Raw genomic sequence first — 16244 nt, forward strand, 5'->3', positions numbered from 1 at the left:
GTCAAAGATCGCTGGCGGCCCCTAGCCATTGGAGCATCGCCGCGGATACGGCGTCGGGATTTTCGATCGGCGTCATGTGGCCGGAGTTGGGAATTGAGACGAGTCGGGCACTCGGAGCGATTTCAGCCATGACTTGGTGATCGCGAAATGGGGGGTAATCGCGTCGAATTCGCCTGCGAGGATGAGAAGGGGGCACCGAAGCGCTTTGAGTATTGCGGCGCCGTCCTTGCGGACGACATTGTTCTGCCGGAGGAAGACCTCCGGCCCCAGCCTCTCCGTCATGCCTCGGATGCGAGACATAATCGTCTCGTCCTGGACATGGTCGGGGGCAAGGTAGGCCTTGAGGAGACCGTGGCCGAAGCCGTGGAATTTGCCCGGTGCCTTCGCCACATCGTTCAATGCGGACCTCGAGACTGCCCGGCTTGGACTATCGGCGTTGATTGACGTGTCGAGAAGCGCCAGCCGGTCGATCCTCTCCGGCGCGATCCGCGCGATCTCGATGGCCACGAAGCCACCAAGCGAGAAGCCGGCCAGTGCGAATCGTTCGGGCGCATCGGCGAGTACACTGCGAGCCATCGCTTCCAGGCTGGTCTCGCCCGTGATGTCGGCGACTTGGCAGTCCGCCACATCACTGCGAGCCATCGCTTCCAGGCTGGTCTCGCCCGTGATGTCGGCGACTTGGCAGTCCGCCACATCGGATAGCGCGTCGACCTGATCGCGCCATAGCTCTGCATCGTTGAGCAGGCCGGGGATGAGGACAAGCGGGGGCAGGCGCATGAACGATAGGTCCTTATATCGGCGGCACGAGCAAATCCTTCGTGTCGATCTGGTCGCCCGCTCTGACAAGTATTTCGCCGACAATGCCATCGTGCTCAGCGTGGAGGGCAGCCTCCGTCTTCATCGCGTACGTTCCCTTGGAACGACCAGAAGGGGAGCATTCGCTCCTGCCCGCTTCAGGATGGCGCGGGCCCGGATGCGAACCGGCTCGTCGACCATGGTCCCATCGACGGCGACGGCGCCTTCACCCCCTGTGAGCACCTTGCACGCCCAAATCACCTCGGCCTCATCCGGCGCGAAGCCGGCTTGAATTGCCGGAATTTGACGTGGGTGAATGCAGAGCTTGCCACCGAAGCCCAAGTGGCGCGCATTTCGAGCGTCGCTTCGGATCAAGGCTTCATCGTCGATCGAAGTCGTGACGCCGTCGATCGGAGCCGCGAGCCCCGCTAGGCGGGACGCCAATACAAGCTCGCTGCGTGCGAACAGCAACGCGTCATGGTCGTGGTTGCAACCGATGTCAGCGCAAAAGTCGATGCTTCCGAACGCGAGGCGGCTGACATGCGGAATCGCGGCAAGCCTTCTCGCGTCGGCTAGGCCGCGCGCCGACTCAACCAGCGCAACAACAGGAACCCCGAGGTTACGGCAGAGATCCTCGAATGGCTCCGTTGCTTCCGCCTTCGGTACGACCACGCCGGCAAAGTTGCGCCCCTTGACCGCCGCCTGGTCCTCCTGGCTCCAGGCCGTGCCGAGCGCATTTATTCGCACGAGCGCCGGAATGCCGGCGCCGACCGCCGAAAGGCTGTTCCGAGCTGCAATCTTCAACTCGGGAGGAACGGCATCCTCGAGGTCGATGATGATCGCATCCGCCCCGCTTTGAGCTGCCTTTTCAAATCGCTCAGGCCTGTTGCCGGGCACGAATAACGGAATGTTGAAGTCGAGCGGCACGCTCATGACCAGTACGCCTCAGCGGTCATGCAGATGGTTCCGTCCTCTTTCTCGGTCCAGAGCTTCAAATCCGATCCGTCCGAAGCGGCGTTGAGCGAAAAGGCGTCGTCGTCGAACAGGGGCGAGACGCCACGAAACTTGAACCTCGCCGGTCGCCGGCCTTTGATTTCCACGGCGAAGTCGGCGAGCAGGGCCGCCTGGAAGGGACCATGCACGACAAGGCCTGGATAGCCCTCGACCTCGACTGCATACTCGCGATCGTAGTGAATGCGGTGGCTGTTGAAGGTGAGGGCGGAATAGCGAAAGAGATGCGTCGCGCCGACCTTGATCGGCCTGACGTATTCGCCCTTCGCGGCAGCCGCTGGCGAGATGGGCGTCTGCCGCGGCGAGGGATCAAAACCCCGATAGACGATGTCCTGTCGCTCCTCGATCGCGAGTACGCTGTTTGCCTCGATCCTGTGCTCAACGGTGACGAAGCAAAGGGGGCCTGCCCGTCCTTCTTTCAAGGCGACATCGGACACACTGGAAGTACGCCGGATCTGGTCGCCTACATTCAGCGGCTTGTGGAACGTCAGGCTTCCACTGGCCCACATCCGACGAGGAAGAGGAACAGGAGGCAAGAAGCTGCCACGGCCGGGATGACCGTCCAAGCCCAGGCTCGCGGTGGGGGCCGCAGGCTGTGCCATGCAAAAATGCAATAGCGGCGGCACGCATTCCCCGGCCTGCGGCGGTGGGTCCTTATGGTCGAATGTCGCGTGATATTTTTCAGCTATACCCGACCCCACAACATCGATCGCGATCGATGGATGGCCGATCCATTTGCGGAGATGGATAAGGTCTATTTCGGAAGTATTTTTGATATTCATGTTTAAGCTCTAATCTAAGGCGATAGTGCTTCCATTATTATCCGTATAAATATAATTATCCCAATTAATTGGCCGGTTTCGAGATCAATCCTTTTCCGATAACATGCGCCTGAATTTCGGCCGCGCCTTCGAATATGTTTAGAATTCTTGCGTCGCACAGAACGCGGCTGATCTCATATTCGAGCGCATAGCCATTGCCGCCATGAATCTGGAGGCTGTTATCGGCGTTCGCCCATGCAATCCGGGCGGCAAGGAGCTTTGCCATGCCCGCCTCGACGTCGCAGCGCCGGTCGAGATCCTTTTGTTGCGCCGCATAATATGTGATCGACCTGGCGGCCAGGATCTCGGCGAGCATGAGTGCCAGTTTGTCAGCGACCCGAGGGAACCGGTTGAGGGCCTCCCCGAACTGCTTGCGCTCCTCGGAATATCTCCATCCAAGTTCGAATGCCCGCCAGGCAACACCCAGTGCGCGCGCCGCAGTCTGAATCCGCGCCCCCTCGAACGTCTGCATGAGTTGCTTGAAGCCGGCGCCTTCGATGCCGCCGAGCAGCCCCTCTTCGGGCACAGGAAGATTGTCCAGAGAGAGTTCGTACTCTCGCATGCCGCGGTAACCCAGAACGTGGATTTCTCCTCCAGACAGGCCCTCGTCCGGAAATGGGTCGGCTTCAGTCCCACGGGTCTTCGGGACCAGGAACATCGAAAGTCCCTTGTAGCCGGGGGCCGACTGATCGCTTCGCGCCAGGACCGTCATCAGGTCGCTTCTGGAGGCGTGTGTGATCCAGGTCTTGTTCCCCGAGAGGCGCCATTCGCCGTCGGCCATCTTGCTGGCGCGGGTCTTCAGGCCGGCCAGATCCGAGCCCGTGTCAGGCTCCGTGAAGACCGCGGTCGGAAGAACCGAACCCGAGGCGATCGCCGGGAGCCACTGTTCCTTTTGCTGGGAAGTGCCGGCAATGCCGATCAGCTCGCCAGCGATCTCCGATCGGGTGCCCAGCGAACCGGCTGCAATCCAGGCCCGGCTCAGCTCCTCGGTGATGACGCACATGGCTGTCTTGCCCAGGCCAAGTCCGCCGTAGTCAGGCGAAATGCAGACGCCGAAGGTGCCCATTTCCGCGAGTTCGACAATGACGCTGTCGGGAATCAGCTCGTCCTTCAGATGCCAGTCGTGAGCATTGGGAGCGATACGTTCGAGCGCAAACCTGCGATATTGCTCCCGAATCAAATCGAGGGTCTCGTCCCCGAGGCTCTCGGTGAGCAAATTACCTTGCCGATACCCGTCGATCAGATGCTCCCGGTTTTCGCGGCTGTTTCCGCGCTTCAGGAGCTCGCTCACGGCGGATGCCGAGCTCAGCTCTGAAACCCAAGCCTCGAGGCCAAGCTCGGCCGGGCGTACGATCTCGTTCTGGCTCATGGGGATGCCGTGAACCAATTGGTTCAGGTACTCGCCAAACAGGATCTGGACCGCCAGTCGGTCAAAGGTCGTAAGCGAGCCCTGATTGTGCAGGCCAACCGCCCAAACCGCCACTTGGACGAGGGATTCCACGACGGTCGCGATCCAGGCAAGTCCGTGCACCTCGCGTTGGGCGCGATTGGCGACATCCGCATCCAGCTTGCCTTGGGGAGCGAGCTGTTCTGACACGGCGCGCACTGTGCGCATCCGAAACGTGGCGGCCGCGTTGGCGGCCTCGACCACCGAACGAAGCTCACCGTCTAGGTTAGCAAGATCAACGTCTGCAAGGGACATCAGAGAGTTCCTAATTGGGAGGTTGTTAGGCGGAGGCGACCGTCCCGAGATCGTGGAGTTTCGCGATCTCGCCACCGGTCAGACCCAGCACGTCCGACAGCACCTCCTCGGTATGCTCTCCGAGCTTCGGAGCGCGCACCGGATCCTGTCTCGCAAGGCCGGAGAACGCGGTCGCGCTTCCTGGAGTGAGGTAAGTCAGACCGCTGGTATGCGGGATGTTCGAGAAGATCGGATTCTCGCTGGAGAACTCCGGGTCTTCGTCGAGTGCCTCCTTGAGGTCTCGATACAAGGACCAGCAGACGCCGAACGCGTCGAAATCTCGAACAAGATCAGCGTAGGAGCGGGATCGAACCTTCGCCTCTACAAGGGCGAAAAGGGCATCCCGATGGATGAAGCGATTTCCTTCGTCGCTCTTGAACGAGACGCCCCGGGATTCTTCGATCTGTGCGACCTCGCTCTCGATATCGAGGGCTCGGACCAGGCTCGACCACTGCCCTTCCGTGATCGCAACGACCATGAGCCGCTGGCTATCGGCAGTGGGGAAGTCGCGCCCGAAGGCCCCGTAAAGAGCGTTGCCGTACCGGGGCCTGCTCGTCTTTTGCTCGGTCACCTCGGCGATCTGGCCCAAATGTCCCAAGGTCGACGCCGCCAGGTCGAAAAGCGGTAGCCGAATCTCCTGTCCCTCACCTGTTGCGTGCCGATGTCGCTCGGCGGCGAGGAGAGCAAATGTCGCATGCGATCCCGCGAGAAGGTCCCATGCAGGCAGGACGTGATTGACAGGCTCGGCGTCCGGATCGGCGGGGCCGGTCATCGACGGAAGCCCCACGGCGTTGTTGACGGTATAGTCAACGGCCTGCTGCCCATTCGCGTGGCCCATGATCCGCGCTGTGATCAGATCGGGACGAAGGGCGGCCAGCCGCTCATGCGCCAAAAAGCCCGAAACGGGAAAATTCGTGACAAAAAGACCAGCCCCGTTGCCCGGCGCGGAAATGATGCGGGTAGCGAGTTCTCGTCCCTGCGCCTGCCGGAGGTCGATCGCAACGGACTTCTTCCCCTTGTTCAGCCCCTCCCAGAAGAGGCTGGCACCCGCATTGGACCTGGGCCAACGCCGGAAATCGGGGCCGCCGCCGATCATGTCGAGGCGGATCACGGTTGCGCCGAGCTGAGCCAGGTGCAGGCCGCAGGACGGAGCGGCGACGAATGAGGATGCTTCGACCACCCGCAAGTCACTCAATAGCGAGTGCATCAGAGCCTCTGAACAGCGCCGGTCATCAAGGCGATATCGAAAGAGCGGTCGCTGGAGCGATAGGCGACGGTTCCTCCGTTCAGGTCCAAATGGTGCACGCTTTGCTCCCATGGCCGGGCGCGGCGCCGCTCTGTTCGAGCCTAGAACCTGGCGCCTTCTTGATTGGCTGCGTTTCCTGCCGGCCTGGCGCCGGTCTTGAAATTCGCGAAGTGGGCGCATCTTTATTCTTGAATTCTGAATTCATCAAGAGAATAATGCGCTCACTTCCGGACGGCGCGGGCCGGGCTGATGCGATGCATCGGGTCGGGGAAGGGCGAGGTCTTGAGTGGGCTCGGTAGCGGACTGCGATTCTCCCGCGCGATGCGCGAAAGGAGTTGCGCGGGGCCGCATTGGGTGTCTGCCTAAGGAAGGTCGCATGGCTGCTCCCGCAGCGGCGGTGCGGTGGTAACGACAATAACGGTGTCTAGGGAGTCTGTTATGCCGTCTGAATCGATCAAGGAATCGGTTTTGAGCCAGTACAAAGAGCTGAGCTCCTCAATTATTTCGGATGCCTTGGACGTCCTAGGAATTCATGGAACGATCAACGATATCGTTTCGCAGGTTCCCGGGACGAAAATGTGCGGGCCAGCATTTACGGTTCAATATTCGATTGCTGAATCGACACTCGAGCGGTTTGCTGACTTCTTGGACGACGTCCCCGAAGGGGCTATTTGTGCGATCAACAATCGTGCCAGGACTGAGTGCTCGGTCTGGGGAGACACTCTGTCGCTCTTCGCTGTTCGACACGGCTTCGCCGGAACGATTATCGATGGGGTCTGCCGAGACATCGACGGGACGCGCTCACTGAGCTATCCGATGTTCAGCCGGGGCACCTTCATGCGGACGGGCAAGAACCGTATCGGTGTCGAGAGCACTCAACAGCCGGTCACGCTGGGAAGCGTCACTGTGCACCCTGGCGACCTGGTTTTTGCGGATGACACCGGGGCGGTGGCCGTTCCGAAAGACCGGATCGAAGAAATCCTGGAGCTTGCCAAGGGCATCGTCGCTCGCGACGACGCATGCGTTGCCGCAATCGAGGCAGGCAAGTCGATCGCCGATGTGTGGGCGGCTGGTGCCCAGGCGAAAGCCTCTTTGGGTCGATAGCCGGGGTCAGGCGACCTCTCGACACCGAGCTTGAGGTGACGGGGGCACTCTAGCCCTCGTGGACGGATCCCGCCTTCATTTCCTTTTGGCGAGGGTCGAGGCTCCGCAGTTGTCGAATCAGTATTGAAATGATTATTCATCTAGAGAATAATCGCTTTGAGGCGGCCGCCGACGCGGGAAATGTGGGACGGGGCCGTCTCCACCATGTCGCCGCCGCTTGAGGGGCTGTGAGAGGCTAATCTCCATGAATTTTCCGATTGGCGGCGACAGCGCCTATTTCATTCACCTGTACTCGCGGTACCGGCGCGACCCGAGTTCCGTGCCGGCGGACTGGGCTTTCCATTTTGAGGAGCTGGAGGGCACCGAAACCAGCCGATCGCGATCAACAGCGCAGGCCGTCGTTGAGGAATTGCATCAGGGGTATCGCTGGTATGGCCATCTCGAGGCCACAACGGACCCGCTCGCGACTAAGGCCGAGAATGTCGAGGTTCTGAATGAGCTTCGGGCGCGGGTCGCCAAATTTCCCGGGCACGAAGTCGAGCTCGAATTCGGTGGCGAGGCACGACGGATGCTTGCGGAAGAAGCCGCAGCCTTGCTGAAGTCGACCTATGCCAACAAGGTTGGCCTCGAGGTATCGCACCTCGAAAAAGAGCACGAGCGCATTTGGTGGTACGAGGCGTTCGAGCGGTCGTTCTCTGGCGAGATCGATCCGCAAACCAAGATCGACACGTTGGAGTCGATCATCCTCGTCGATGAATTTGAGTCCTTCATGAGGATCAAGTTTCCGACGAAGAAGCGTTTCGGGAGCGAGGGCGCGGAAAGCGCTATCGCGCTACTGCGAGAAGTTCTTCGTTCCGCCGCCAAGCAGGGCATCGAGAATGTCGTGATGGGAGGCATGCACCGCGGTCGCCTTGCGACCCTGGCCGCGGCCCTACGGAAAAATCCAGCGACACTCGCGGCCGAGCTGATGGGGCGTGATCTTTCTGAAGGCGCCATCTACACCGGCGATGTTCCCTACCACCTGGGCTATACGAGTGCCCTCGAGGTGGAAGGCAAGACCGTCAATCTCACCCTGTTGCCCCATCCATCCCACCTCATGGTGGTCGCACCGGTTGCCCTCGGGCTCGCCCGAGCGACGAGCCAGATTGATGGGACCGATACGGGCAAAACGCTCTGTTTCCTGTTGCACACCGATGCAGCCTTTTCCGGCCAGGGCGTTACAGCGGAACTCTTGCAGCTCGGAGGGTTGCAGAGCTATTCGGCGTCAGGTTCGATTCATCTCATCGTCAACAATCAAATCGGCTTTACGACGCTGCCGTCCGAAGGGCGAAGCGCCCGGTATTGCACGGACGTGGGCAAGATGGTCGCCGCGCCCATCCTGCATGTGAATGGGGATGATCCTATCGCGGCCGCGCGGGTGGCGCGGCTGGCTGTTGATTGGAGAATAGCGTTCCAGCGCGATATTTTGATCGATCTCGTGTGCTATCGGCGATTTGGCCACAACGAACTGGACGAGCCCCGTTTCACCCAGCCGGCGACTTGGGAAAAGATCGAAAGTCACCCTTCGATCCGAAAGAGCTTCTCTGAAGCAGTTTTGAAGGAGCATCCCGAATTCGAAACAAGCGCGGCCGACATATCGAAAGATTTCCGGGCAAGGTTGCAGGCGGGATTCGAGTCTGCGGCGGATATCGCTCCGAATGACGAACCCATGCAGAGCGAGGCCTGGAATCTTGTCCAGCAGAGCGACGCGGCTGACATTCTGCGCCCCGTCACCACCGGCGTAGACGCAGCGGCGCTGGCTAAGATCGGACTTCAAACGAGCCTCATTCCGGACACCGTCACTGCCAACCCCAAGGTGAGGCAGTTCTACGAATTGCGAGCAGGGACGATTTCCAGAGGCGAGGGCATCAACTTTGCCACCGCGGAAGCCTTGGCATTTGCATCGCTTCTTGCGGAAGGTGCGAGTGTCCGCCTTTCCGGCCAGGACTCTGAGCGAGGCACTTTCACGCAGCGTCATTTGGCCGTGCACGATGCGGTTAATGGCGCTCGTTATGTCCCGCTGCGGGACGGTCTTGAAACATCCGGCCGCCTCGAAATCGTCAACAGCCCTCTGTCCGAATATGGAGTGCTCGCGTTCGAATACGGGTTCAGCCTGGTTGACCCTCGTCAACTGACCGTGTGGGAGGCGCAGTTCGGAGACTTCGTGAACGGCGCGCAGATTGTCGTCGATCAGTACATCGCCTCAGCTGAAGCCAAGTGGAGGCTGAAGTCCGGCCTGACGATCATGCTGCCTCATGGCCTCGAGGGGCAGGGACCCGACCATTCATCCGCGCGAATTGAACGGTTGACGCAGCTTTGCGCGGGCGGGAACCTGATCGTCGCGCAGCCCAGCACGCCGTCAAATCTGTTCCATCTGCTGCGGCGTCAGGTGGTGGCCCCCTGGCGGAAACCGCTGTTCTTGATTGCTCCAAAATCGCTGTTGCGAGCGAAGGCAGCGGTGTCCCGTCTTGATGACATGGCTTCTGGAACGAGCTTCCGGCCCGTGATTGCCGAGCCGAAACAACGTCCGGATAAGGTCCGAACCGTCATCATGTGCTCCGGCAAGATCTTCTACGCCTTGCAGCACGAGCTGGAAGGGCATCCGGATAAGGATCGGTTCCAGGTCATTCGCATTGAGCAGATTTATCCCTTCCCGGCCGCCGAGCTGAAGAGTGCGATCGGTCAATATCAGGACCTGGAACGCGTGTTCTGGCTTCAGGAGGAAGCCGAGAATCAGGGAGGCTGGCCGTACTTGCGCGATCAAATGGCTGCAACCCTCGGCGCTGCGGCGCCTGCTGTGAAGCTGGTTGCACGCCCCTCGATGGCCGTCACAGCTGCCGGGTCGATTGAGAGGCACGAGCGCGAGCAGGCAGAGCTCTTCGCTCGCCTTCTGAAGGAGCAGTCGTAGCTTTCGAGCCTAATGCCGGCGGTTTCTTGGAAACTGTGGACCGGCTCGAATCCGCTTGCATTCACCTGCTGAAATGAATGCATATATGCGAGCCACGGTTTGCCTATGCCCGTGCTCGGCCTTGCCGTGCGCGGGAAGCTCAGAGCGGTTGGGAGTGATTTTGAATGCCGTCGTTCGAGCCCGTTCGCGCGATTATTCGCGGATTGCAGGTTCTGAGGGTCATCAGCGAAGATGGGCCGCTCGCTGCGCTGGATATCGGTAAGCGGGTGAATCTGCCTCAGCCGACGATCGTCAGAATCCTGGAGACGCTGATCAGCGCTGGCTACATCTATCGTCTCGAACGGTCGGCACAGTACGGCGTCACGGCCCGGACCTTGACGCTCAGCAAGGGCTTCGCGGCGACGTCTCGTCTTGTTCAGCTCGCCACTCCAATTATCGAGGAACTTCGGACCGAAATCGGCTGGCCGTCGAACCTGGCGACCTATGAGCAAGGACAGATGTCCATTGCCTACACCAATCGGAGTGAGCATGGCATGTCCATCTCAAGCCGGCTTGGTGCACGCATTCCGGTCCTCGTCACCGGCGTCGGAATAGCCTACCTCGCACATTTGTCGCCCGAAGAACTCAAGCGTGTGCAGTCGCAGTTGAACACGTCGGACAGTCGATGGGACACGAATCCCCGAATGCTTGAGGGGCTGGACGAGCGCCTCGGGGAGGCTCGCAAGAATGGCTATGCACTGGCTGAGCAGGCTTATCTCGACGAAATCTACCATTCGAGAATCTGGGCCGTAGCTGTGCCCGTCATTGTCGGCGGCAAAGTCATTGCCTGTTTGAGCAGCTTGATCCTGAGCAGTGCCGGCCCCCAAAGCCGGATGATGGCCAAGGTTCTTCCGCCCTTGAAGCGGGCCAGCCAGGCTATCGCGGATCGCTTGGCCGAAGACGCCGGGATGCTCGATACCGCGCCGCGTCGCGCGTCCGCTACCTCCGCGCGCGGAGGCCGGCGGGCAAAGACAATCGAAGAAGACGCGATCTGAGACTGTCGCGCCCCGCGATCGGGATAAACATTCCGAGCCAGCATTTGGGATCCGGTGGTCCGCCTCGATAGATTGCTGAAATGGCGCGTCCTGTGCGTCCGGAATGCGCTGAAATGCGCACACTATCGATGCGAGATCGCTCGCTGCATCCCCTGACATTTGCACCCTCAATCAGATCACAATTGACCCTCGCGGCGATTGACACCCCCGCGCGAAGTCAGTAATTTCTCACTTGATGAAATAAGAATTCATACAGAGAATAATTTGAGCTCTGCACTCGAATGCAGGGTCGAGCGGGCGACTTCAAGCGGGTTTTGGTTTCCGAACCGAGCACGCGGAAGCGTCGGGTTGGAAACAGACCTGGGAGGAAGACATGCTCAAATCACTGGGCCGTATTGCGTCGATCGCTGCGATCTGGGCGGCCGGACAATGCACGGCGTTGGCCGCCGACTTCGAATGGAAGATGTTCACGATCTACGACGTTGCCGACAAGCAAACGGAGTGGGCGCGAGGCTTTGCGAAAGACGTCCAGGAGGCGACCAAGGGGCGCCTGAACATCCGTGTGTTCGCGGGAAGCGAGCTCCCCTACAAGGGTGTCGACGTCTATCGCGCGATCAGCCGCCGCCAGGTCGAGATCGGTCATTCGCCGTCGGGCTTTATTGCCTCGGATCTGCCTGTCGTCGGCGCGACCGCGATGCCGTTTGTCTGCACGGACATGACCAAGTTCTTCGGCGGCGGACTGCCCAAGGTGCAGGCGCTGATGGACAAAGCGATTTTCGACAAGTTCAAGGCAACGCCCATCATGCACTGGGCCATGCCCGGGCAGCAGATCTGGTCTGTCCCATCGATCAAGACCCTCGCCGATCTGAAGGGTAAAAAGATCCGGACCTGGAATCGCGAGCAGGTCGAAACACTCGACAAGCTCGGCGCTACCAGCGCTTCCATCACGACGGCGGAGGTTACGCAGGCACTCCAGTTGGGGACGGTCGATGGAGCGATCACCGCGGCCATCAACGTTAACTACTGGGATTGGGCGCGGATTCTCAAGAACGGCTACATGTTCAACATCACGCTGTCTCACGAGATCATCTCTGTGAACAATCAAGCGCTCGCTGAGCTTCCTGCGGAGGTGCGGAGTGCATTCACGGAGGTTGCCACTCGCTGGGAAAAGAAGTTCCGCCAGGAGGTCTTCAAGCTCGATGGCGAGGCGAAGGCGGCTCTCGTCGCTAAAGGCATGATTTTGACCGAGCCGACCCCGGACGACGCAAAGAAGCTCCGCGCTCTCACCTCTGAGATTGGCGTGAAGTGGGCGAAAGCCAACGGCGAGATCGGTCAGAAAATCCTCTCCGGTCTGACCGAAGGCTGCAACTGAGCAAGTGCACGCCCACGGGAATTGCCTGTGGGCGTGACGCTTCGTGAGCAACTGGAATCCGAGTTGATGGGCAGCCTTGAGAAAATATTCGTCGGACTCGCGTCGATCTTGATTGCCGCGATGGTCGTTCTGATGAACACCGAAGTCTTCCTTCGATACACGTTTTCAATATCAATCAAGATATCTGAGGAGTACTCTGGATATTTTTTCGCGGCTGCGACGATGCTTGGATTTTATCCTGCTCTGATGAGAGGGCGGTTTCTTCGTATCTCGGCGCTGGTCTCACGCATTCCACTCAAGCCCCGCGCGATCTGGGAGCTCGGAATCGGAATAGTGTCCGCGGTGTTCTGCGGCATCGTCACACTCCAAACCTGGGCTCTTTTCACCACGAGCTGGGAGTTCGGAAGCGTTTCCGAGCAGTACTCGGCAACGCCCCTCATGTATCCGCAGATCCTTCTTCCGACTGCCTGGGCACTCCTCACCTTCGGGATGCTTTACCGCGCTGTGATCGTTGGAAAATCCCTCTGGCATGGCGACGCCTCGCTGGTGAAGGAAGAAGAAAATGTCATGGAATGAACTCGTCATCCTCTACTCGCTGGTTGTCGTCGGCTGCCTGGCCGGTGGCGTCTACATCGGCGTTGCGATGGGATTGGCCGGGCTGGTCGGGATCACGGCGGTCTCGGGCACCAATCTGTGGGAATCGATCGGCGGTATCGTCTGGAACAATTCGACGAACTTCACCCTGGTCGCCATTCCGCTCTTCATCCTGATGGGTGAGATCATTCTGCAGGGCGGCGTGGCCTCCAGATTCTATACGGGTTTGGCACGCGTTTTTCGGCATGTCCCTGGCGGCTTGGCGCAGACAAACATCGCCGGCTGCGCTGTGTTCTCCGCGGTTAGCGGCTCGTCAGTCGCGACGGCCATGACGGTCGGATCCGTTGCCGTCGGTGAGATGCGCAAGCGTGGCTATAAGGACAGCCTCACCATGGGCACCCTGACGGCCGGCGGCAGCCTCGGCATTCTGATCCCGCCGAGCATCCCCATGATCGTCTATGCTTCGATGACGCATGAATCCGTTATCGATCTTCTCATGGCCGGGATCATCCCGGGTATCCTGCTCGCCTTCTTCTTCTGCGTTTACGTCGCGATCAAAGCCAAGCTGGATCCCAGCCTCGTCCCCGCCAAGGATGGCTTTCCCGAGGAGGAGAAGGGAAACCCGATCAGGGATTCCTTGCCGATCGTCATTCTTGTCGGCGGCGTCATTCTCGGAATGTACACCGGCGCTTTCACCGCTACCGAGGCGTCGGCGACAGGTGTCGTTCTCGCGGCTATCATTGCCTACTACTACGGCGGATTGACCTGGAACGCCGTCAAGGTGTCGTTCGAGAACACCGTGATTTCGAGCGCGGTGATCATGTTCATCACCATCTGCGCCCAGATCCTGCAATACGGCATCGTCATCACAGGGTTCGGGGCCGGCGTCGCCAAATTCATCGTCGAACTGAATCTGAGCCCGTTCGTTTTCTTTCTCATCCTGCTCGGCATTTACATTGTGCTCGGGATGTTGATGGAAGGCCTGTCAATGATGCTGGTGACGGTGCCTCTGATCTACGCGCCGATGATCGCGATGGGATTTGACGGCGTCTGGCTGGGCATCCTGCTGATCCTCTTCATCGAGCTGGGGCAGATTCATCCGCCCGTCGGCCTGAACCTCTTCGCCATCCAATCGATATCGCCGCAAACAAGCCTGGCGACGATTGCATGGTCGTCGCTGCCCTACTGTTTCATCATCATCGCCTTCGCTTTCCTGATCTATTTGGTGCCGGAGATCGTCCTGTGGCTGCCAAAGACGATGCGATGATCCGCGCTGGAGAATAAAATGTACGCTGCTCCTCCGAGGGTGACCGCTGAGGTCTTTGCCACCCTCCCTGATGACCTTCGCAAGTCGAGCCGTGGCGGCGAATGGTTCGGACACCAACCCGCCATGGGGCACCACCACTCGGTGCTGGAAGGATTGTCTTTCGACGGCGAGGGTAACCTGTATTGCGTCGACATTCCCTGGGGGAGGATCTTCAGGATCGATCCCAAGGGCAATTTCCAGGTGATCGCTGAGTATGATGGATGGCCGAACGGCCTCCGGGTCCATCAGGACGGGCGCATCTTCGTCGCCGACCATAAGTACGGGATCGTCACGCTCGACCCTGACACCGGGAAGATCACGCCCTTCCTGGAGCGCGTGCGGCTTGAACATCTCAAGGCCGTCAACGATCTCTATTTCGGCCAGAACGGCGACCTCTATTTTACGGATCAGGGCCTGACCGGCCTTCACGATCCGACGGGCCGCGTGTTCCGCGTGCGCCCGAACGGCCAAGTCGACTGCCTGCTCGACAATGTTCCGAGCCCGAACGGCCTGGTTCTCTCGCTTGACGAGAAGGTGTTGTACGTCGCGGTGACGCGCGCCAATGCCATTTGGCGCGTGCCGTTCTCTGACGATGGAACGGTCGCAAAGGTCGGCAACTTCATTCAGATGACGGGCGGTGGTGGCCCCGATGGCATCACGATCGACGAGGCTGGCAACCTGGTCGTCTGCCAGATCGGCCTTGGCGCATTGTGGCTGTTCAGTCCTCAAGGGGAGCCGATCTTGCGCGTCGATAGCGGTACCGGGCGCCAGGTGACGAACGTGGCTTATGGCGGACCGGAGCGCAAAACCGCCTTCTTCACCGAGTGCGACGCGGGGGTGATCCTCAAGGCTGAAATGCCTCATCCCGGCACGCGCATGTACTCAGGGTTTTGAAGTTCGGATCCGCTCGGCATGAAAATCGATAAGCTTCGGGCTAGCGCTCTTTCGATTGCGGACCTCAAGGAGATGGCCCGTGAGAATTTGCCTCGCGGGATTTTCGAGTATGTAGCGCGGGGAATCGACGAGGATCGAAGTCTCAGAGCCAATTCAAACGCTTTTGACGAGATCGACTTGGTACCGCGCGTGGTGCGGGACGTCTCTTCGCCCAGCACTTCGTGCCAACTGTTCGGGCATCCTGCGGCAGCTCCAATAGCAGTATCTCCTACAGGGTTTGCGAGCCTGCTCTGGCTTGACGGAGAAATCGGATCGGCGCGTGCAGCTTCCCGCGCCGGTGTGCCCTTTGCCCTGTCGACAGGGTCGATTACTCCGATGGAGCAAATCAGGGACGCGGTCGACGGGCGTCTATGGTTGCAACTTTACGTTTGGCCTCAGCGTGAAATGACGCGCGAATTGATCGCGCGAGCAAAGCGGGCGCGGTACGACGCGTTGATCGTCACAGTTGATACGCCAATTGCCCCATTCCGGCCGTACAACCTCAAGAACGGCTTCAGCATTCCCTTCAAGGTTTCACGGAGAAATTTCTGGGACATCGCAAGCCACCCGCGCTGGCTGTATAGCGTGGTGTTTCGCAGATGGCTGAAATCTGGTCCGATGGTAGCCGAGAATTATCCGGAGGCCCTGCGCGTCCCGGTGGCTGCCGCTAAGCCCGGGAAATTCAATCTTCCATTCTGCGATAATATAAGTTGGGATGATCTCAAAGAGTTCAGGCGAATTTGGGACGGGCCGCTGATACTGAAAGGGGTCATGCATCCCGAGGATGCTGAACGAGCTGTAGACGTTGGCTGTGATGGGATTATCGTCTCCAATCACGGCGGGCGAAACTTGGATGGCTCGATCGCTCCGATAAGGATGTTGCCGGAGATCGCTGACCGGGTAGGGGGGCGGGCTACAGTATTGCTGGATAGTGGCATTACTCGTGGTAGCGACGTTCTTAAAGCCTTGGCGCTTGGTGCTTCGGCTGTAATGACGGGGAAAGCAACCTTGTTCGGTGTGGGCGCAGCGGGAGAGGCCGGAGCTCAGCGTGCGCTAGAGCTTCTCGTCGATGAGCTCGTGCGCGTTATGGTCAACTCCGGTGCACGAGAAGTGCAATCGCTCGCGCCAGATCTGCTTCGGCTCTCACAGTCATTTGAGAGATTCCTGCCGAAGGGAGCGAAGCATGATTAATAGGGAATCTCTTGGTCAAACCCGAAAAGCCGATTTCGATTTCGAGGGCGAATTTGAATCTGACCCTGCCTCGATGCAGATCTATCGCATCATATGGTTTTCGACGCTGGTGATTTCGATAGTAGGCTTGGCGTGGATTCTATATAATA

13 protein-coding genes and 1 pseudogene are annotated in these 16244 nt (G+C 59.5%); 8 read left to right on the top strand and 6 right to left on the bottom strand.

The window, feature by feature from the left end; translation table 11 throughout:
- Positions 1 to 72: 72 nt before the first annotated feature.
- The 6 genes and pseudogenes from AC1DNE_RS04420 to AC1DNE_RS04445 form a co-directional block, all read right to left on the bottom strand.
- On the bottom strand, positions 73 to 777 hold the full coding sequence (locus AC1DNE_RS04420; RefSeq protein WP_476766183.1) for an alpha/beta fold hydrolase: 705 nt from the start codon (positions 775 to 777) through the stop codon (positions 73 to 75).
- Positions 778 to 790: 13 nt separating this feature from the next.
- Positions 791 to 904: pseudogene (locus tag AC1DNE_RS04425) on the bottom strand (biotin/lipoyl-containing protein); the annotation flags it as partial.
- Positions 898 to 1728: an HpcH/HpaI aldolase/citrate lyase family protein gene (locus tag AC1DNE_RS04430; protein WP_476766182.1), complete on the bottom strand. Its 831-nt coding sequence runs from the start codon at positions 1726 to 1728 to the stop codon at positions 898 to 900. The gene AC1DNE_RS04430 and the pseudogene AC1DNE_RS04425, both read right to left, overlap by 7 nt.
- Complete coding sequence (locus AC1DNE_RS04435; RefSeq protein WP_476766181.1) at positions 1725 to 2588, bottom strand: HTD2 family dehydratase; 864 nt, start codon at positions 2586 to 2588, stop codon at positions 1725 to 1727. The genes AC1DNE_RS04430 and AC1DNE_RS04435 overlap by 4 nt, the downstream gene beginning before the upstream one ends.
- A gap of 64 nt (positions 2589 to 2652) precedes the next feature.
- The gene (locus AC1DNE_RS04440) at positions 2653 to 4329 is read right to left on the bottom strand and encodes an acyl-CoA dehydrogenase family protein (RefSeq protein WP_476766180.1); all 1677 of its coding nucleotides are present in this window, start codon (positions 4327 to 4329) and stop codon (positions 2653 to 2655) included.
- Between the two features lie 25 nt (positions 4330 to 4354).
- On the bottom strand, positions 4355 to 5575 hold the full coding sequence (locus AC1DNE_RS04445; RefSeq protein ID WP_476766179.1) for a CoA transferase: 1221 nt from the start codon (positions 5573 to 5575) through the stop codon (positions 4355 to 4357).
- A 477-nt stretch (positions 5576 to 6052) separates the two neighbouring features.
- Between AC1DNE_RS04445 and AC1DNE_RS04450 the strand changes: the two genes are divergently transcribed.
- From AC1DNE_RS04450 to AC1DNE_RS04485, 8 genes are all read left to right on the top strand, one after another.
- Positions 6053 to 6718 carry an RraA family protein gene (locus tag AC1DNE_RS04450; protein WP_476766178.1) on the top strand — a complete coding sequence of 222 codons (666 nt, stop codon included), beginning with the start codon at positions 6053 to 6055 and terminating at the stop codon, positions 6716 to 6718.
- A 244-nt stretch (positions 6719 to 6962) separates the two neighbouring features.
- Positions 6963 to 9665 carry a 2-oxoglutarate dehydrogenase E1 component gene (locus AC1DNE_RS04455; RefSeq protein WP_476766177.1) on the top strand — a complete coding sequence of 901 codons (2703 nt, stop codon included), beginning with the start codon at positions 6963 to 6965 and terminating at the stop codon, positions 9663 to 9665.
- Positions 9666 to 9829: 164 nt separating this feature from the next.
- A complete protein-coding gene (locus AC1DNE_RS04460; RefSeq protein WP_476766176.1) occupies positions 9830 to 10699 on the top strand; it encodes an IclR family transcriptional regulator domain-containing protein in 870 nt (289 codons plus the stop codon).
- Between the two features lie 373 nt (positions 10700 to 11072).
- A complete protein-coding gene (locus AC1DNE_RS04465; protein WP_476766175.1) occupies positions 11073 to 12071 on the top strand; it encodes a TRAP transporter substrate-binding protein in 999 nt (332 codons plus the stop codon).
- A gap of 27 nt (positions 12072 to 12098) precedes the next feature.
- Complete coding sequence (locus tag AC1DNE_RS04470) at positions 12099 to 12647, top strand: TRAP transporter small permease (RefSeq protein WP_476766174.1); 549 nt, start codon at positions 12099 to 12101, stop codon at positions 12645 to 12647.
- Positions 12634 to 13932, top strand: a complete 1299-nt coding sequence (locus AC1DNE_RS04475) for a TRAP transporter large permease (protein ID WP_476766173.1) — start codon at positions 12634 to 12636, stop codon at positions 13930 to 13932. Before AC1DNE_RS04470 ends, AC1DNE_RS04475 begins: the two co-directional genes overlap by 14 nt.
- 18 nt (positions 13933 to 13950) lie before the next feature.
- Positions 13951 to 14865: an SMP-30/gluconolactonase/LRE family protein gene (locus AC1DNE_RS04480; RefSeq protein ID WP_476840922.1), complete on the top strand. Its 915-nt coding sequence runs from the start codon at positions 13951 to 13953 to the stop codon at positions 14863 to 14865.
- An 18-nt stretch (positions 14866 to 14883) separates the two neighbouring features.
- Positions 14884 to 16095 carry an alpha-hydroxy acid oxidase gene (locus AC1DNE_RS04485; protein WP_476840923.1) on the top strand — a complete coding sequence of 404 codons (1212 nt, stop codon included), beginning with the start codon at positions 14884 to 14886 and terminating at the stop codon, positions 16093 to 16095.
- The last annotated feature ends 149 nt before the right edge of the window (positions 16096 to 16244 follow it).

Source organism: Allobosea sp. 05L423 (genome assembly GCF_056397745.1).